The sequence below is a fragment of the Pseudomonas sp. SMV7 genome (assembly GCF_052041995.1).
Classification (GTDB): Bacteria; Pseudomonadota; Gammaproteobacteria; order Pseudomonadales; family Pseudomonadaceae; genus Aquipseudomonas.
Genome location: NZ_JBKGGT010000007.1, coordinates 208,894 through 226,646, shown reverse-complemented (window position 1 = coordinate 226,646; position 17,753 = coordinate 208,894). Strand labels below are relative to the sequence as shown.

Here is a 17,753-nt window from a genome sequence, read left to right as displayed (position 1 = left end):
GTCCCACAAGTATCGCGCCGATCATCTGCTCAGCGCAGGCCTTGTGGGAGCGGGCTTGCCCGCGAAGGCCGTGGTGCCGAAACACCAGGCCTACCCCTCCAGGTAGCGCACCGCCAACTGCTCTGCCGCCGCCCGCGCCTGGGCGTGCAGATGCGGCGCCACCAGCATCATCACCTGGTACACCACGATCCCCACATCCCCCTCGCGGCCAAGCACGCGCTGATAATCCAGCGAGAACATCAGGGTCAGGGTGATCTGTTCCACAAGTTGGCCCAGCGCCTGGGTTTCGCTTTCCACCTGCCCCTGGCCCTTGAGGCTGGCCAGCAACGCTGCCAGCGTACGCTTCAGCGCGTTGATCAGGCTGCGTATGCCGCGTGCCAGCTTGGGCAGGCGCCCGGTCAGGTTCGACAGGTCCTGGAACAGGAAGCGGTACTGCGCCATGCGTTCGACGATCAGGTGCAGGAACAGCCAGTAGTCTTCCGCCTCCAGGCGCACCTCGAGCGGTGGGTCGAGCAAGGGCATCAGCGCCTCTTCGAAGCGCTCGAACAGGCCCAGTACCAGTGGCTCCTTGCCGTGGAAGTGGTAGTACAGGTTGCCCGGGCTGATGCCCAGTTCATTGGCGATCTCCAGGGTGGAGACGTTCGGCTCGCCCTGCTGGTTGAACAGCTGCAAGGCGCATTCGAGGATACGGTCGCGAGTCTTCATCCCGTCGGCAGGCTCAGCGGGTCATCACGTAGGTACCCGGTGCGGGCCCCAACGGAGGATAGGTGGCATTGCCCAGCTCGCTGCGCGGTGCCTTGAGCGGGCCGGAGCGCTGGGTGATCCAGTCCAGCCACAACGGCCACCAGCTGCCCTCGCTGCGCTTGGCGTCGTGGAACCAGGCGCGCGGGTCACCGGGCAGCTTGGGGTTCGCCAGGTAATAGGCCTTGGGGTTGCCAGGCGGGTTGATGATGCTCTGGATATGCCCGCTGTTGGCCAGCACGAAGCGCCGGTCGCCACCCAGCAGCAAGGCCGAACGGTACACCGCGTCCCAAGGGGTGATGTGGTCGTTGCTGCCGGCGACGGTGAAACTGTCGAGATCGACCTTCTGCAGGTCGATGGGAGTACCGCACACCTCCAGGCCGGCCGGATAGGTCAGCGGGTTGAGCTTGAAGAAGTCCAGCAGGTCACCATGCAGGGCAGCGGGCAGGCGCGTGCTGTCGGCGTTCCAGTACAGGATGTCGAAGGCCGGTGGCGTCTTGCCGAGCAGATAGTTGTTGACCCAGTAGTTCCAGATCAGGTCATTGGGCCGCATCCAGGCGAATATCCGTGCCACCTCGGCGCCGTCGAGCACGCCACGCTGGTAGGAGCGGCGTTTGGCCGCCTCGATGGTCTGCTCGTCGGCGAACAGGCTGGCCGGGCTCTCGAACTTGCTGTCCAGCAGGCTGACCAGGTAGGTAGCGCTGCGCACCCGGCGCAGTTGCTGCCTGGCCTGCAGGTGGCCTTGCAGCGCGGCCATGGTCAGGCCGCCGGCGCAGGCGCCCATCAGGTTGGGGTCGCGGTTGCCGCTGATACTGCGGCAGGTGTTGAGCGCTTCTTCCAGCGCTTGCACGTAGCTGGACAGGCCCCATTCGCGGTGGCGCGGGTCGGGGTTGCGCCAGCTGATCATGAATACCTGCAGGCCGCTCTTCAGCATGTACTGCACGAAGCTGTTGGTCGGGCTGAGGTCGAATATGTAGAACTTGTTGATTTGCGGCGGCACCACCAGCAGTGGCCGGGCGTGCTGCTTTTCGCTCATCGGCTTGTACTGGATCAGCTCCAGCAGCTCGTTGCGAAACACCACTGCGCCTGGGGTCGCGGCCAGGTTGCCGCCCACCTCGAAGGCACGCTCGTCGACCTGGCGCGGCAGGCCGTCGTTGTGGCGCAGGTCGTCGAGCAGGTGAGCCACGCCGCGCAGCAGGCTCTGCCCGCCGGTGTTGAACAGCTCCTTGACCGCCAGTGGGTTGAGCAGCGAATTGCTAGGCGCCAGGGCGTCGTTGATCAGGTTGAACAGAAAGTGCGCCCGGGCCCGGTCATCGTCGTCCAGGTGGCTTTCCTCGATCCACAGGCGGGTCTGCTTCTGCCAGGCCAGATAAGCCTGCAGGCCGCGGCGGTAGAACGGATTCTGGCTCCACGTAGGGTCGTTGAAGCGTGGGTCGCGCGGGTTCGGCTGGTGCGGTGTGTCGCCCAGCAGCACGCGGCCCAGTTGGCCGCCCAAGGCCAACAGATGGTGTGCGGTATGCAGCGGGTGACGCAGGCCATGACGGCTGACATTGCGCAACGTGGACAACAGGTCACGCCCGCGCAGGCCGAGGATGGCGTTCTGTACGTTCATGCGGGTGGCGGGAAGCGTTGGCGTTCCTTTGGCCGGCTTGTCTTTCATGGCAACACTCCCTCGTCTGAGCCGTTCCGCTGTCGAGACCTTCGCGGGCATGCCCGCCCCCACGGGGTCAGCGCCGTCCCTGTGGGGCGCGGGCGTAACCGCGCAGAAGGCCGCGTCGATCTACCCGCCCGAAACCGGGCGAGGGTGCATGACGGCGCGCTGTCGTTCTTGCTGAAGGAAATTCATGATGATCGGGGCGACGGCCTCGGCCCGGGTGATCAGGAACAGATGGCCGTCGTCGATAATGTGTAGCTGGGCATTGGGAATCCGCCAGGCCAGCAGGCGCATGTTGATCAGCGGGATCAACGGGTCGTCGTCGCCGGCCAGCACCAGGGTTGGCTGCTGGATCTTGTGCAGCCAGTGGATGCTGGTCCAGCCAAGCCCGGCGAACAGCTGCCAGTAGTAGCCCATCTTGCCGCCGGAGCGCACCTTGGCGGCATGTTTCATGGCCAGCTCCGGGTCGCGTCGGAAGCCGCCACCATAGATCAATGGCGCAATCCGGATGACGTGCGACGGCTGTACGTAGCGCCGCGGGCTGGCCATCATCCACAGCACCTTGGGCTTGCCGGGCACCATCACCGCACCGGCTGCGGTGGCGGCCAGCACCAGCTTCTTGCAGCGCTCGGGGTAATCGTGGGCGAACTGCTGGGCCAGGGCGCCGCCCCAGGACACGCCAATGACATTGACCTGGCCGTAGTCGAGGTAATCCAGCATGCGTGCGGTCAGCTTGGCCAGCCCGGGAAAGCGGTACGGGTGGCGCGGGGTTGACGAGCCGCCGACCCCGGGTACGTCGAAGGCGATGACTTCCAGGTCCGGGTCCAGTGCTTCGATGAACGGGAACACCAGCTCCAGGTTGGCGCCGATACCGTTGAAGATCAGCAACGGCGTCAGGTGTGGCTTGCCCGGGCGGACGGCGGTGCGGATGGACTGGTCGTCCAGTTCGACGGTCCTGAAGATATAGGGTTGCGGCATGCGCGTGACTCTTGGGTGAATGAACACCGTGGCGCCCCGCAGGTGGCCACGGCGCTGCAGCTTTATCGCTCGTGGACGTAAGTCCCCGGTGCAGCCTCGCCGGCACCGTAGGCCCGGTTGCCCAGGCGTGTCGGTGCCTTCTTCAGCTCACCGGCCCGCTCGGCCAGCCAGCTTTGCCAGTGCAGCCACCACGAGTCGGCATGCTTGGTGGCGTTTTCCTGCCAGGCCACCGGGTCACCCGGGCGATCCGCACCGGTCATGAAGCGCGCCTTGGGGTTGCCTGGCGGGTTGAGGATGCTCTGGATATGCCCGCTGTTGGACAGCACGAACTCGATCTTGCCACCGAACAGGTGTGCCGAACGGTAGCACGACTGCCACGGGGTAATGTGGTCGGCGGTGCCGGCCACGCTGAAGATGTCGCACTGCACTTGCTTCAGGTCGATCGGCGTGCCGCACACTTCCAGGGCACCGGGGCGGGTCAGCGGGTTGGTCTTGAACATCTCGATCAGGTCACCGTGGAACGCGGCCGGCAGGCGCGTGGTGTCGTTGTTCCAGAACAGGATGTCGAACACAGGGGGCTCGTTGCCAAGCAGGTAGTTGTTGACCCAGTAGTTCCAGATCAGGTCGTTGGGGCGCATCCAGGCGAATACCTTGGCCATCTCGCTGCCTTCGAGCACACCGGCCTGGTAGGAGTGGCGCTTGGCGGCTTCCAGGGTCTGCTCGTCGACGAACAGCGCGACCTGGGTATCCATGGTCGTGTCCAGCACGCTCACCAGCAGGGTCAGGGCATTGACCTTGTGCTCGCCAAGGGCGGCATAGTGGCCCACCAGGGCGGTGCAGGTAATACCGCCTGAGCAAGCACCGAGCATGTTCAGGTCCTTGCTGCCGGTAATCGCCAGTACCGCGTCGACGGCTTCCTTGAGCGCATCGATGTAGGTCGACAGGCCCCACTCACGCTGGGCCTTGGTCGGGTTGCGCCAGCTGATGATGAAGGTCTGTTGCTGCGAGCGCAGGCAAAAGCGCGCCAGGCTCTTTTCCGGGCTGAGGTCGAACACGTAGAACTTGTTGATCTGCGGCGGCACCACCAGCAGCGGACGCGCATGCACCTGCTCGGTGATGGGCTTGTACTGGATCAGCTCCAGCACATCGTTGCGGTACACCACGGCGCCTTCGCTGGTGCCCAGGTTCTTGCCCACTTCGAAGGCGTCCATGTTCACCTGGCTGGGCATGCCACCGTTGTTGACCATGTCCTTGGCCAGGTTGGACAGGCCGTCGAGCAGGCTCTTGCCACCGGTTTCGAAGAAACGCTTGATCGCCGCGGGGTTGGACAGGGTATTGGTTGGGGCCATGGCTTCGGTCATCAGGTTGATGACGAACTGGCCGCGGCTGATGTCCTGGGGCGACAGGTCGCTGCTGCCGATCCAGTCTTGCAGCTCCTTGCGCCAGGCCAGGTAGGTTTGCAGGTAGCGGCGGTACAGCGGGTTGTGGCTCCAGGCCGGGTCGGTGAAGCGACGGTCGTCGCTTTCCGGGGCCAGGCTGGACTTGCCCAGCAGCACATTCTTCAGTTCCAGGCCAAAGTGGGCCACATGCTTGGCGCTGTGCAGCGGTTGGCGCATGGCCTGGCGCAGCACGGTACGTGCCGAACTCAACAGGTCCTTGCGGCGGATACCGATGACCGGGTTGAGCCCCAGGGTGTTTTCCGAGGCTTGCCGCTGCAGCTCATCGTTGTTCTTGTTACTCATCTACGACGCTCCGTTGTCCTGAGACGAGTACCGGTTTGCTGTGGCGGGTGCACAGTGCTGAGCCCGGTACTGCTACTCGGGTGACCAGTGATAAGGAACAGCGGTGCTGCGAGGGTTGTTGCTACCTGCAAAGTGATGCAGGGAACTTGCCACTCCCCATTGGTTACCCGACTTTCATGTAATGCGCAAGACAGCCCTTCACTGGGTGTCTATAAGGCATTCAAACAGATGATTCTAGAAAATGCGCTCTAAACGCTGGGGGCCTTGCGCTAGAGCATGAGTTTCACCACCGATTCGGCGGGGTCGCGGGATTTTCCGGCCTTGTGCAGTTCGTCGAGGTACTCGGCCCACAGCTGTTCCTGGCGCAGGCACAGCTGTTCGAGGTATTCCCAGGTGAACAGCCCGCTGTCATGGCCATCGTCGAAGACCAGTTTCAGTGCATATTGGCCGGCAGGTTCCAGGCCGCTGAGGCCGACATTGATCTTGCCGAACTGCAGGATGGGGTTGCCATGGCCCTGGACCTCGGCCGAGGGGGAGTGCACGCGCAGGAATTCGGCGGGCAGGTGGTAGACCTCGCCAGGGGCATAGGTGAGGCTGAGGGTTTTCGAGGCTTTGTGCAGGTTGATGGCGGTGGGCAGGCGGGCCATGGGCGGAATCTCTCGGGAGCTGATGAAGCAAGCTTCCAGCTTATGATGGAGGGATTCAAGGGCCTCTTCGCGGGCACGCCCGCTCCCGCAGGATCATCACATGCTCTGGGTCTGTGGTGATCCTGTGGGAGCGGGCGTGCCCGCGAAGCAGTCGACGCCGTTTTTACAGGATGTAACGCGACAAGTCTTCGTTCTGCGCCAGCTCACCCAGGTGGCTGTTCACATACGCTGCGTCGATCTGGATCGGCGCTTCGTCATGGGTGCTGGCCAGGTCGCCGGCACTGAACGACACCTCTTCGAGCAAGCGCTCGAGCAGGGTGTGCAGGCGGCGGGCGCCGATGTTCTCGGTCTTCTCGTTGACCTGGTAGGCGATCTCGGCCAGGCGCTTGATACCGTCCGCCAGGAACTCGATGTTCAGCCCTTCGGTCTTCAGCAGGGCCTGGTACTGTTCGGTCAACGACGCGTGCGGTTCCTGCAGGATGCGCTCGAAGTCTTCCGGGGTCAGGGCCTTGAGTTCCACGCGGATCGGCAGGCGCCCTTGCAGCTCGGGCACCAGGTCGCTCGGCTTGCTCAGGTGGAACGCACCCGAGGCAATGAACAGGATATGGTCGGTCTTGACCATGCCCAGCTTGGTGTTGACGGTGCAGCCTTCGATCAGTGGTAGCAGGTCGCGCTGCACGCCTTCGCGGGACACGTCGGCGCCGCCAACGTTGCCACGCTTGGCAACCTTGTCGATTTCGTCGATGAACACGATGCCGTGCTGCTCGACCGCTTCCAGGGCCTTGGCCTTGAGTTCTTCCTCGTTGACCAGGCGGCTCGCTTCTTCATCGCGAACCATCTTCAGCGCTTCCTTGACCTTCAGCTTGCGTGCCTTGCGCTTGCCTTTGCCCATGTTGGCGAACAGGCTCTGCAGCTGGTTGGTCATTTCTTCCATGCCGGGTGGTGCGGCAATCTCGACGCCCACGGCATCGGCCACTTCGATCTCGATTTCCTTGTCGTCCAGCTGGCCTTCGCGCAGGCGCTTGCGGAACAGCTGGCGGGTGTTGGAATCGGTGCTGGTCTGCGCGGCTTCCTCGGCGAAGCTGCTGACCCGCGCCTGCGGCAACAGGGCGTCGAGAATGCGGTCTTCGGCAGCGTCTTCGGCGCGGTGGCGCACGCGTATGATTTCTTGCTCACGGAGCATTTTCAGCGCGGCATCGGCCAGGTCGCGGATGATCGACTCGACGTCGCGGCCGACGTAGCCCACTTCGGTGAACTTGGTGGCTTCGACCTTGAGGAACGGCGCGTTGGCCAGCTTGGCCAGGCGGCGGGCGATCTCGGTCTTGCCGACGCCGGTAGGGCCGATCATCAGGATGTTCTTCGGCGTGACTTCGGCACGCAGCTCGGCAGGCAGCTGCATGCGCCGCCAGCGGTTGCGCAGGGCAATGGCCACGGCGCGCTTGGCGTCATCCTGGCCGATGATGTGACGGTTGAGTTCGTGGACGATCTCGCGGGGGGTCATGGACATGATCAGTTGGGTCCTTGGGCAGATGAGTCAGCGTGGAAAAGCCCCCGCACCGGGCGGGGGCGCCAGAACAGCTGAATCACTCGGCCAGGTCCTGCTCCTCGATGGTCAGGTTGTGGTTGGTGAAGACGCAGATGTCGCCAGCGATGTTCAGGGCGGTCTCGGCGATTTCCCGGGCGGAAAGGTCGGTCTTGTTCAGCAGGGCGCGTGCAGCGGCCTGGGCGTACGCACCGCCGGAACCCATGGCGATCAGGCCGTCTTCCGGTTCGACCACGTCGCCGTTGCCGGTGATGATCAGCGAAGCATCCTTGTTGGCTACCGCCAGCATGGCTTCCAGGCGGCTCAGGGAACGGTCGGTACGCCATTCCTTGGCCAGTTCCACGGCAGCACGAACCAGGTGACCCTGGTGTTTTTCCAGCTGGCCTTCGAAGCGCTCGAACAGGGTGAAAGCATCGGCGGTAGCGCCGGCGAAGCCCGCGATGACCTGGCCGTGGTACAGGCGGCGCACTTTCTTGGCGTTGCCTTTCATCACGGTGTTGCCGAGGGATACCTGGCCGTCGCCGCCCATGACGACTTTGCCGTTACGGCGGACAGAAACGATGGTGGTCAAGGGGAGAGTCTCCACGCAGCGGGGCGAAAGTGCCTGATGCAGACTCATATGGGGGTGGGGGGAAGGATTTCAACCGCAGGGGATGAATGGTCGCGCTTGGCAGGGGGCACCGTGCAAGAGCGTTCGCGGGCATGCCCGCTCCCACAGGGGACAGTGATCTGCTGTGGGAGCGGGCGTGCCCGTGAATGGCTTTTACTCAGGCCTCGTGGCAGACATGCCCGTCGACCAAGGTGTAACGCACCGCACCCGGCAGGCAGTGGCCGATGAACGGGCAGTTCTCGCCACGCGAGAACCACTGCTCGCCGGCCACGGTCGAGGCTTGCGGGTCGAACAGCACCAGGTCGGCGGCGCCGCCCGCCTTCAGCTCACCGGCCGGCAGGCGCAGGGCTGCTGCCGGGCCGCTGCTCAGGCGCGCCAGCAGGGTTGGCAGGTCGAGCAGACCGTCCTGTACCAGGGTCATGGCCAGCGGCAGCAGCAGCTCGACGCTACTGATGCCCGGCTCGGTGGCACCGAACGGGGCCAGCTTGGCGTCGCGCTCGTGTGGCTGGTGGTGGCTGGAAATCGCCTGGATCACCCCCGACTTCACGGCCTCGCGCAGGCCGTCACGGTCGGCGGCGGTGCGCAACGGCGGCTGCACGTGGTACAGGCTGGAGAATTCACGCAGCGACTCGTCGGTGAGTATCAGCTGATACAGCGCGACATCGGCGGTGACCGGCAGGCCCAGGGCCTGGGCCTGGGCAATCAGCCGCGCGCCACGGGCACTGGTGATCTGGCTGAAGTGCGCACGTACGCCGGTCTGTTCCACCAGCAGCAGGTTGCGCGCCAGGGCCACGGTCTCGGCGGTTTCCGGGATGCCCGGCAAGCCGAGGAAGCTGGCCATGGCGCCTTCATGGGCCAGGCCGCCCTGGGCCAGGTCGCGGTCCTGGGAGTGGAACACCACGGTCAGGTCGAAGGTGGCGGCGTATTCCAGGGCACGCGCCAGGGTACGGTTGTTGGGGATTTCCTTCAGGCCGTTGCCGAAGGCCACGCAGCCGGTGTCGCGCAGGGCCACCAGCTCGGCCAGCTGCTCGCCTTCCAGGCCCTTGGTCAGCGCACCGATCGGGTAGACCTTGCTGTTGGCGGCCTCGCGGGCGCGGTCGAGGATCAGCTCGGCCACCGCCGAGGTGTCCAGCACCGGCTTGGTCTGCGGTGGGCAGCACAGGCTGGTGACGCCGCCGGCCACGGCGGCGCGGGTTTCGCTGGCGATGTTGCCTTTGCGGCTGTAGCCCGGCTCGCGCAGCGACACGCCGAGGTCCACCAGGCCTGGCGCGGCGACCAGGCCGGCGGCGTCGATCGTGCGGCTGGCGCTGAGCCCGGCCGGGGCGGCGCCGATGGCGGCAATGCGGCCGCCGTCGAGGTGCAGGTCGGTGACCTGGTCGAGGCCACTGTTCGGGTCGATGATCCGGGCGCCAAGAATACTGACGGTCACTGGGCGTTCTCCTGGTCGAATTGACGTTGCGCGTTCTGCCCGCTCATGGCCATGGACAGCACGGCCATGCGCACGGCGATACCATAGGTGACCTGGTTGAGGATCACCGAATGCTTGCCGTCGGCCACCGCCGACTCGATTTCCACACCGCGGTTGATCGGGCCAGGGTGCATGACGATGGCATCGGGCTTGGCGCCGGCCAGGCGCGCGGTGGTCAGGCCGAACAGGCGGTAGAACTCGCCTTCGCTGGGCAGCAGGCCGCCGGCCATGCGCTCACGCTGCAGGCGCAGCATGATCACCACATCGACGTCTTTCAGGCCTGCAGCGAGGTCGGTGTAGACCTTCACGCCATACTGCTCGATACCGACCGGGATCAGGGTTTTCGGGCCGACCACGCGAATGTCCGGGCAGCCCAGCGCTTTCAGCGCGAGCATGTCGGAGCGGGCTACGCGCGAGTGCAGGATGTCACCGACGATGGCCACCGACAGGTTCTCGAAGCTGCCCTTGTGGCGACGAATGGTGAGCATGTCGAGCATGCCCTGGGTCGGGTGCGCATGGCGGCCATCACCGCCGTTGATCACTGCAACCTCGGGGCACACGTGCTCGGCGATGAAGTGCGCGGCGCCGGAATCCGAGTGGCGTACCACGAACATGTCGGCGGCCATGGCTTCGAGGTTGCGCAGGGTGTCGAACAGGGTCTCGCCCTTGCTGGTCGAGGAAGTCGACACGTTCAGGCTGATCACGTCGGCCGACAGGCGCTGGGCTGCCAGTTCGAAGGTGGTACGGGTACGGGTCGAGTTCTCGAAGAACACGTTGCACACGGTCTTGCCGCGCAGCAACGGGACTTTCTTCACGGCCCGGGCACCGACTTCGAGGAACGAGTCGGCGGTGTCGAGGATCTCGGTGAGCAGTTCGCGGGGCAAACCGTCGAGCGAGAGGAAGTGGCGCAGCTGGCCCTGGTCATTGAGCTGCAGCGGGCGCTTGGCGTCGATTGGCGTCATCGCGGGGGGACTCTTAAAGGGCGGAAGCGTTGGCGAGGTCCTGGCGCTCGAGGGCGAGCGGTGCGGGTCCGGTCAATTTTACCCGTTCATGGGCGGCCAGCGACAGGGTGGCGCCGAGTACATTCGGGCGGATTGGCAGTTCGCCGGCATCCAGGTCCAGCAGGCAGACCAGGGTAACGCTGGCCGGGCGGCCGTAATCGAACAGTTCATTGAGTGCGGCGCGGATTGTGCGGCCGCTCATCAGCACGTCATCCACCAGTATCAGGTGCTGGCCCTCGACCTCGAACGGCAGCTCGGAAGGACGCACCTGCGGGTGCAGGCCGTTCTGGCTGAAGTCGTCGCGGTAGAACGAGACGTCCAGGGTGCCCATCGGGCTGCTGTCGCCCATGGCTTCCTGCAGGGCCTGGGCAACCCAGACGCCGCCCGTGCGGATACCGATATAGCGTGGCTCGGTAATTGCCCGGCGGGCCAGGTGGGCGCGAAGGTCGACAGCCATCTGCCGGATCAGCTCGGCGGGATTGGGTAGGCTCATTGCGGGCTCCTTGGAAGGGTGCGCCGGGCGGGGCCCGGCGGCAAAGATGATCAGGTGTTGGCCTCCAGCCAGCCTTGCAGCAACAAGGCGGCGGCAATGGCATCGACCGGGTTGTCACGGTAACTGCCGCGCTGGCCGCCACGGGCCATGCGTTCGCCCTTGGCCTCGAACGTGGTCAGGCGCTCGTCATGGGTGTGTACCGGCAGGTTGAACCGGCCGTTCAGGCGGCGGGCGAACTTTTCGGCGCGGGCGCTCATTTCGCTGGGGGTGCCATCCATGTTCAGCGGCAGGCCGACAACGATGGCGTCAGGCTTCCATTCGGCAATCAGCTTCTCGACCTGAGCCCAGTCCGGCACACCGTTCTGCGCCTTCAGGGTGCACAGCTCGCGGGCCTGGCCGGTAACCACCTGGCCAACGGCCACGCCGATCTGTTTGCTGCCGTAGTCGAAGCCCAGCAGCAGCCGGGGTTCGCTCTGCACTTCGGCCATCAGGCGTGGCCCGCCTGGCTGGTCAGCAGGTTCAGGTTGATACCCAGGCTGGCGGCTGCGGCTTCCAGGCGCAGGTCGCTGGCCAGGCCGAAGATGATTTCCGGGTCGAACGGGCAGTTGAGCCAGGCATTGTCGGCAAGCTCGGCTTCCAGCTGGCCCGCTTCCCAACCGGCATAGCCCAGGGTGATCAGGCTCTTCTGCGGCCCCACGCCTTCGGCGATGGCGAACAGCACGTCCTGCGAAGTGGACAATGACAGGCCCTGCAGTTCGACGGTGGCCTGGTAGCTGCATTCGCTGCTATGCAGCACGAAGCCACGGTCGGTCTGCACCGGGCCACCTTGGTAGATCGGCACCTGCAGGGTGCTGGCTGGGGGGGCTTCGTCCGGGCGCAACTGCTCGAGGATGTCGGCCAGGTTGAGTTCCTGTGGCCGGTTCACCACCAGGCCCATGGCACCATGGGCATTGTGCTCGACGATGTAGGTGAGGGTCTGGGCGAAGTTCGGATCGGCCATGTGCGGCATGGCGATCAGGAACTGATGCTTGAGGTAGCTCGGCGTGAGGGTTTTCATGGGGGATAGTGTGGCGCCAGGTGGCGAGGCTGACAAGGTGCGGTTTTGTGTCGATCGTGCAGGCCTCTTCGCGGGCACGCCCGCTCCCACAGGAACCTCACAGTAGCTGAACCCAGCGGAGATCCTGTGGGAGCGGGCATGCCCGCGAAAGGGCCGGTACAGCCAGCAAATCAGTTACTGGACAAACGGTCCCCACGGGCAAAGCGCCAGGTACGGATGATCTCCAGCCGGTCGAACTCGGCCAGGTCCCCGGTAAACGGCGCAAACGGCGCCGCCAGCCGCACGATGCGCTGTGCCGCCTGGTCGAGCACCGGCTGCCCGGACGATTCCAGCACCAGCACCTCGTACAACGAGCCATCGCGGTTGATCGACACCATCATCCGCAGGTTGCCGTAGATCTGCTGCCGACGCGCCTCCTCGGGGTAGTTGAGGTTGCCCACCCGTTCGACCTTCTTGCGCCACTCTTCCTTGTACCAGGCGCCCTTGTCACGCATGGTCGATGCAGCATTCAGGCGGTGGATGCGTGGGCGCTTGGCGTACATCTGCTGTTCATTGGACAGCTCGGCTTCGAGGCTGGCGATCTGGCTCGACAGCTGCGAACTGTCGAACTCCGGCGTGGCGGCCGCAGGTTTGGGCTGCGGCTTGCTTTCCTTGGGCTTGGGCTCGACCTTCTGGGCTTTCGGCGCCTTGGTCGCCACGGCGGACTTTTCCGGCACAGGCGGTGGCGTCACTTCGGGCTTGGCCGCAGGCGGCGGGGTGACCTTGTTGATCTTGCTGTCCTGGAACGGTGCCACCTCGGTGGTGGTGGGCACTGCTTTCTTGTCCAGGGTGCCGCTACCCTGCTGGTTGTCCTGGGCCTGGAAATCGGCCTTTTCCGGCCGCTTCTCGCTCTTGAACGTGGCCAGGGTGATGTCCATGGTCTGACGGATTTCCGCCGGCTTGACCACGGTGAAACCCACGCCAAGGATCAGCGCCAGGTGCACCAGGGCAGCCAGGAACAGGGTAAAGCCAAGCCTGTCCACCGGGCGAACGCGCGGTGGCAGCAAGTCGGCGGGGATGTCGGCAGGCAGCGTCATCGGGTATCCAGCAACCGCGGGGCGGGGCAGCAGCTCAGTCGAAAAGGACCGGCATCATACCCCACTCCGCAAATTTGCTCCGCGTCGGCGGTCAGCGCGCCTTGAGCTTGCGATCAATGGCATCCATCAGCTTGCCGCCAATGTCGGTGTTGTAGGCGGCGTCGATCTCACGAATGCAGGTGGGGCTGGTGACGTTGATTTCGGTGAGGTAGTCGCCGATCACGTCGAGGCCGACGAACAGCAGGCCCTTCTCGCGCAAGGCCGGGCCGACCTGGGCAGCGATCCAGCGGTCGCGCTCGCTCAATGGGCGCGCCTCGCCACGGCCGCCGGCCGCCAGGTTGCCACGGGTCTCGCCGCTGGCCGGGATGCGCGCCAGGCAGTAGTCGACCGGCTCGCCGTCGATCATCAGGATGCGCTTGTCGCCGTCCTTGATCTGCGGCAGGTATTCCTGGGCCATGATCTGCTGGTTGCCATGCTGGGTCAGCGTTTCGAGGATGACCGACAGGTTGGGGTCGTCCTTGCGGTGGCGGAACACCGAGGCGCCGCCCATGCCGTCCAGCGGCTTGAGGATCACGTCGCCGCGGCTGTCGGCGAACTCGCGCAGGATGTCCACGCGGCGGCTGACCAGGGTCGGCGCCATGCACTGCGGGAACTGCGTGGCGAACAGTTTTTCGTTGCAGTCGCGCAGGCTCTGCGGGCGGTTGACCACCAGCACGCCTTCGCGCTCGGCCTGCTCCAGCAGGTAGGTGCTGTAGACGAACTCCATGTCGAAGGGCGGGTCCTTGCGCATGAGGATCACGTCCAGCTCGGCCAACGCACTGTCCTGCTCCTCGCCCAGCTCGAACCAGCGTGCCGGGTCGGCGAACACTTTCAGCGGGCGCATCTGCCCGCGGGCCTGGCCGGCACCCAGGTACAGGTCGCGCTGCTCCATGTAGAACAGGCTCCAGCCGCGCGCCTGGGCGGCCAGCAGCATGGCCAGCGAGCTGTCCTTCTTGTAGGAGATGGACGCGATGGGGTCCATGACAATGCCGAGGCGAACGCTCATGGGGTGGTTCCTCTTGGCGGCGTGCGGCCGCGGTGGATCGAAAGTAAAGTGGCTCAGGGTGGCGCCGTGAACGCCGCTGGTCAAGGGGCGCGGCAGATGGAACGGGCACCCGGAGTGTGCTAAAAATGCCAGTCATAGTGCTGTACAACAGGCCTTTGCGGCTGCTGCGCAGCCCGATCGCGACGTAGCGGCCCTACGATTTCGGCATTATCAGCGACGGTAGCCCAACAGATGGAACAACCCCTGAAGGTGATGGTGATCGACGATTCGCGCACGATCCGCCGCACCGCGCAGATGTTGCTCGGTGAAGCGGGCTGCGAGGTGATTACCGCCAGCGATGGCTTCGATGCCCTGGCCAAGATCGTCGACCACCAGCCGAGCATCATCTTCGTCGATGTACTGATGCCGCGCCTGGACGGCTACCAGACCTGTGCCGTGATCAAGCACAACAGTGCCTTCAAGGACACCCCGGTCATTCTGCTGTCATCGCGCGACGGCCTGTTCGACAAGGCCCGCGGCCGGGTGGTCGGGTCCGACCAGTTCCTGACCAAGCCGTTCAGCAAGGAAGAGCTGCTCGATGCGATCCGGGCCCACGTGCCCGGTTTTGCCGCAACCCAACAACACGCACCCTGACCGCGCCTCGCCATGGCACGGTCTTTCTTTCCTGATGGGGAAACAGCATGGCCCGAGTTCTGATTGTCGACGACTCGCCGACAGAGATGTACCGATTGACCGGATGGCTGGAAAAGCACGGCTTCCAGGTGCTCAAGGCCAGCAACGGTGCCGATGGCGTGGCCCTGGCCCGGCAGGACAAGCCCGATGCGGTGCTGATGGACATCGTCATGCCCGGCATGAACGGCTTCCAGGCTACCCGGCAGCTCAGCAAGGACCCGGAAACCAGCGCCATCCCGGTGATCGTGGTCACCACCAAGGACCAGGAAACCGACCGGGTCTGGGCCACGCGCCAGGGCGCCCGTGACTTCCTGACCAAACCGGTGGAAGAAGACGCCCTGATCGCCAAGCTCAAAGAGGTGCTGGGGGCTTGACCACCCGCCCGCAGGGCGCGTCGCTGACCGCCTTCGAATTGTTGCTGGACATCGACCGGCGCTGTCGCCTGCTGGTCGCCGACCAGCCGCCGCAGGACAGCCGCCTGCAACAGTGGAGCGGCATCGGCTTCCGCATCGCCGGCCAGTGGTTCGTGGCGCCCATGGGCGAGGTCGCCGAGGTGCTGCGCGAACCGCGCAGCAGCCGCGTTCCCGGTGTACAGCCCTGGGTGTGCGGGGTGGCCAACCTGCGTGGCCGGCTGTTGCCGGTGATGGACCTGAGCAGCTTCCTTGGGCTGGGCCAGGCCGCCCCGGGCAAGCAGCGGCGGGTGCTGGTGCTGGACCACGAGGACCTGTTCGTCGGCCTGCTGGTGGACGAGGTGCTGGGCCTGCAGCACTTTGCCCTGGACAGCCTGCAGCTGGCGCCGCCGCAACCGCTGATTCGCGCCGCTGCACCGTTCGTGCAGGGGCACTTCCCGCGTGAGCGCAACTGGGCAATCTTCAGCCCCTTCGCCCTGGCCCAGGCGCCGGGCTTTCTCGATGTGGCGTTATAGGACCTGCGAACGTGAACAAGCCTGCCCCACCCGTCACCGCGACCACCGTGACCCCACGTACCCGCAGCATCGCGCAGATCACCCTGCTGTTCCTGATCCTGATCCTGTCGATCATCCTGCTGTTCGCCAACTTTGCCTACCTCAACACCCAGTCCAACTACGACAAGCAGTACATCGGCCATGCCGGCGAACTGCGGGTGCTGTCGCAACGTATCGCCAAGAACGCCACCGAGGCCGCCACGGGCAAGGCGCTGGCGTTCAAGCTGTTGTCGGACTCGCGCAACGATTTCGAACGGCGTTGGGGTTACCTGCGCGAAGGGGACAAGTCCACCGGCCTGCCGCCCGCGCCGCCAGCGGTGCGTGACGAGATGGAAGCGGTACGCCGTGACTGGGAGAACCTGCGCCGGAACACTGACACCATCCTGGCCAGCGAACAGACCGTGCTATCGCTGCACCAGGTGGCGGCGACCCTGGCCGAGACCGTGCCGCAGTTGCAGGTGGAATACGAAAAGGTGGTCGAGATCCTGCTGCAGAGCGGGGCCCCGGCCAGCCAGGTGGCGGTGGCCCAGCGCCAGCTGCTGCTCGCCGAACGCATCCTCGGCTCGGTCAACACCGTGCTGGCCGGCGACGACAGTGCCGCCCAGGCGGCCGACGCCTTTGGCCGCGATGCCGGGCGTTTCGGCCAGGTGCTGGAGGGCATGCTCAATGGCAACGCGGCCATCCAGGTGACCCGTGTCGAGGATGCCGATGCCCGCGCGCGCCTGGCCGAAATCGCCGAGCTGTTCCAGTTCGTCGCCGGCTCCGTGGACGAGATCCTCGAGACCTCGCCCGAGCTGTTCCGTGTACGTGAAGCCGCGGGCAACCTGTTCAGCCTGTCGCAAACCCTGCTTGACGAAGCCTCGCACCTGGCCAACGGCTTCGAGAACCTGGCCGGCGGGCGTACCCTCGACACCGTTGGCGGCTACATACTCGGTCTGCTGGCGCTGGCCTCGATCATTCTCATCGGCCTGGTCATGGTGCGTACCACCAACCGCCAGCTGCGCGAGACGGCGGAAAAGAACGAACGCAACCAGCAGGCGATCATGCGCCTGCTCGACGAAATCGAAGAACTGGCCGACGGTGACCTGACGGTGACCGTGTCGGTGACCGAGGACTTTACCGGCGCCATTGCCGATTCGATCAACTATTCGGTGGACCAGTTGCGCGACCTGGTCGCCACCATCAACCACAGTGCCATGCAGGTCGCTGCCGCCGTGCAGGACACGCAGAACACCGCCCGCCAGCTGGCCAAGGCCTCCGAACACCAGGCCGAACAGATCAGTGAAGCCTCCGAGGCGGTCGGCGACATGGTCGAGTCGATCGACCGGGTTTCGGCCCACGCCTACGAGTCGGCCAAGGTGGCCGAGCGTTCGGTGGCGATCGCCAACAAGGGCAACGAGGTGGTGCACAACACCATCAATGGCATGGACAACATTCGCGAGCAGATCCAGGACACCGCCAAGCGGATCAAGCGCCTGGGCGAGTCCTCCCAGGAAATCGGCGATATCGTCAGCCTGATCGACGATATTGCCGACCAGACCAACATTCTTGCCCTGAACGCGGCGATCCAGGCCTCGCTGGCCGGTGAAGCCGGGCGGGGTTTTGCCGTGGTCGCCGATGAAGTACAGCGCCTGGCCGAACGTTCATCGTCGGCCACCCGGCAGATCGAGGCGTTGGTGCGCACCATCCAGGCCGACACCAACGAGGCGGTGATCTCCATGGAACAGACCACCGCCGAAGTGGTACGCGGTGCGCGCCTGGCCCAGGACGCGGGCGTTGCCCTGGCCGAGATCGAAGGGGTATCGCAGAACCTCGCCGACCTTATCCACAGTATTTCCGACGCTGCCCAGTTGCAGACTTCGTCGGCCGGGCAGATTTCCCACACCATGGCGGTGATCCAGCAGATCACCGCGCAAACTTCCGCCGGCTCCAGCGCCACTGCGGACAGCATCCGCCACCTGGCCCGCATGGCCAGCGAGATGCGCCGTTCGGTGTCCGGGTTCACCCTGCCGCCACCTGCAGAGCCGATGAAGAGCGCTGGTGACACGCCGCGCTGAGGAAA

The 17,753-nt window shown here is 65.1% G+C and carries 18 protein-coding genes; 4 read left to right on the top strand and 14 right to left on the bottom strand.

All coding sequences use genetic code 11. The annotated features are described in order from the left end of the window. Window positions 1-90: 90 nt before the first annotated feature. The 14 genes from ACLEJP_RS11650 to gshB form a co-directional block, all read right to left on the bottom strand. Window positions 91-705, bottom strand: coding sequence for a TetR/AcrR family transcriptional regulator (locus tag ACLEJP_RS11650; RefSeq protein ID WP_440806535.1), 615 nt, complete (start codon window positions 703-705; stop codon window positions 91-93). 13 nt (window positions 706-718) lie between these two features. Further along, window positions 719-2,401, bottom strand: coding sequence for a class II poly(R)-hydroxyalkanoic acid synthase (gene phaC / locus ACLEJP_RS11645; protein WP_440806533.1), 1,683 nt, complete (start codon window positions 2,399-2,401; stop codon window positions 719-721). A gap of 120 nt (window positions 2,402-2,521) precedes the next feature. After that, entirely contained in the window at window positions 2,522-3,373 is an 852-nt protein-coding gene (phaZ, locus tag ACLEJP_RS11640) for a poly(3-hydroxyalkanoate) depolymerase (protein WP_440806532.1), read from the bottom strand. 62 nt (window positions 3,374-3,435) lie between these two features. Continuing rightward, on the bottom strand, window positions 3,436-5,115 hold the full coding sequence (phaC, locus tag ACLEJP_RS11635) for a class II poly(R)-hydroxyalkanoic acid synthase (protein ID WP_440806529.1): 1,680 nt from the start codon (window positions 5,113-5,115) through the stop codon (window positions 3,436-3,438). A 269-nt stretch (window positions 5,116-5,384) separates the two neighbouring features. Continuing rightward, window positions 5,385-5,762 carry a gamma-butyrobetaine hydroxylase-like domain-containing protein gene (locus tag ACLEJP_RS11630; protein ID WP_085621741.1) on the bottom strand — a complete coding sequence of 126 codons (378 nt, stop codon included), beginning with the start codon at window positions 5,760-5,762 and terminating at the stop codon, window positions 5,385-5,387. A 163-nt stretch (window positions 5,763-5,925) separates the two neighbouring features. Next, window positions 5,926-7,269, bottom strand: coding sequence for an ATP-dependent protease ATPase subunit HslU (gene hslU / locus ACLEJP_RS11625; RefSeq protein WP_015272084.1), 1,344 nt, complete (start codon window positions 7,267-7,269; stop codon window positions 5,926-5,928). A 76-nt stretch (window positions 7,270-7,345) separates the two neighbouring features. Next, window positions 7,346-7,876 carry an ATP-dependent protease subunit HslV gene (hslV, locus tag ACLEJP_RS11620; protein ID WP_025340909.1) on the bottom strand — a complete coding sequence of 177 codons (531 nt, stop codon included), beginning with the start codon at window positions 7,874-7,876 and terminating at the stop codon, window positions 7,346-7,348. A gap of 196 nt (window positions 7,877-8,072) precedes the next feature. Continuing rightward, window positions 8,073-9,344, bottom strand: a complete 1,272-nt coding sequence (locus ACLEJP_RS11615; protein ID WP_440806525.1) for a dihydroorotase — start codon at window positions 9,342-9,344, stop codon at window positions 8,073-8,075. After that, a complete protein-coding gene (locus ACLEJP_RS11610) occupies window positions 9,341-10,345 on the bottom strand; it encodes an aspartate carbamoyltransferase catalytic subunit (protein ID WP_170033196.1) in 1,005 nt (334 codons plus the stop codon). Before ACLEJP_RS11610 ends, ACLEJP_RS11615 begins: the two co-directional genes overlap by 4 nt. A 13-nt stretch (window positions 10,346-10,358) precedes the next feature. Then, window positions 10,359-10,877 carry a bifunctional pyr operon transcriptional regulator/uracil phosphoribosyltransferase PyrR gene (pyrR, locus tag ACLEJP_RS11605; RefSeq protein WP_440806522.1) on the bottom strand — a complete coding sequence of 173 codons (519 nt, stop codon included), beginning with the start codon at window positions 10,875-10,877 and terminating at the stop codon, window positions 10,359-10,361. 50 nt (window positions 10,878-10,927) lie between these two features. Next, window positions 10,928-11,365 (bottom strand): Holliday junction resolvase RuvX, encoded by a 438-nt coding sequence (gene ruvX / locus ACLEJP_RS11600; protein ID WP_440806519.1) that lies wholly within the window; start codon window positions 11,363-11,365, stop codon window positions 10,928-10,930. Next, on the bottom strand, window positions 11,365-11,934 hold the full coding sequence (locus ACLEJP_RS11595; protein WP_289133625.1) for a YqgE/AlgH family protein: 570 nt from the start codon (window positions 11,932-11,934) through the stop codon (window positions 11,365-11,367). The genes ruvX and ACLEJP_RS11595 overlap by 1 nt, the downstream gene beginning before the upstream one ends. A gap of 170 nt (window positions 11,935-12,104) precedes the next feature. Then, window positions 12,105-13,010, bottom strand: a complete 906-nt coding sequence (locus ACLEJP_RS11590) for an energy transducer TonB (RefSeq protein WP_289133626.1) — start codon at window positions 13,008-13,010, stop codon at window positions 12,105-12,107. Between the two features lie 91 nt (window positions 13,011-13,101). Continuing rightward, a complete protein-coding gene (gshB, locus tag ACLEJP_RS11585; RefSeq protein ID WP_440806516.1) occupies window positions 13,102-14,055 on the bottom strand; it encodes a glutathione synthase in 954 nt (317 codons plus the stop codon). Window positions 14,056-14,286: 231 nt separating this feature from the next. On the opposite strand from gshB, the gene ACLEJP_RS11580 reads away from it, so the two are divergent. Genes ACLEJP_RS11580 through ACLEJP_RS11565 form a run of 4 tightly spaced genes read left to right on the top strand, consistent with a single transcriptional unit; the run spans window position 14,287 to window position 17,748 of the window. After that, a complete protein-coding gene (locus ACLEJP_RS11580; RefSeq protein WP_170033184.1) occupies window positions 14,287-14,688 on the top strand; it encodes a response regulator in 402 nt (133 codons plus the stop codon). Window positions 14,689-14,735: 47 nt separating this feature from the next. Further along, on the top strand, window positions 14,736-15,101 hold the full coding sequence (gene pilH, locus ACLEJP_RS11575; protein WP_296235161.1) for a twitching motility response regulator PilH: 366 nt from the start codon (window positions 14,736-14,738) through the stop codon (window positions 15,099-15,101). Then, complete coding sequence (locus ACLEJP_RS11570) at window positions 15,098-15,652, top strand: chemotaxis protein CheW (RefSeq protein ID WP_225779519.1); 555 nt, start codon at window positions 15,098-15,100, stop codon at window positions 15,650-15,652. Before pilH ends, ACLEJP_RS11570 begins: the two co-directional genes overlap by 4 nt. A 47-nt stretch (window positions 15,653-15,699) precedes the next feature. Beyond that, on the top strand, window positions 15,700-17,748 hold the full coding sequence (locus ACLEJP_RS11565) for a methyl-accepting chemotaxis protein (RefSeq protein WP_440806598.1): 2,049 nt from the start codon (window positions 15,700-15,702) through the stop codon (window positions 17,746-17,748). The last annotated feature ends 5 nt before the right edge of the window (window positions 17,749-17,753 follow it).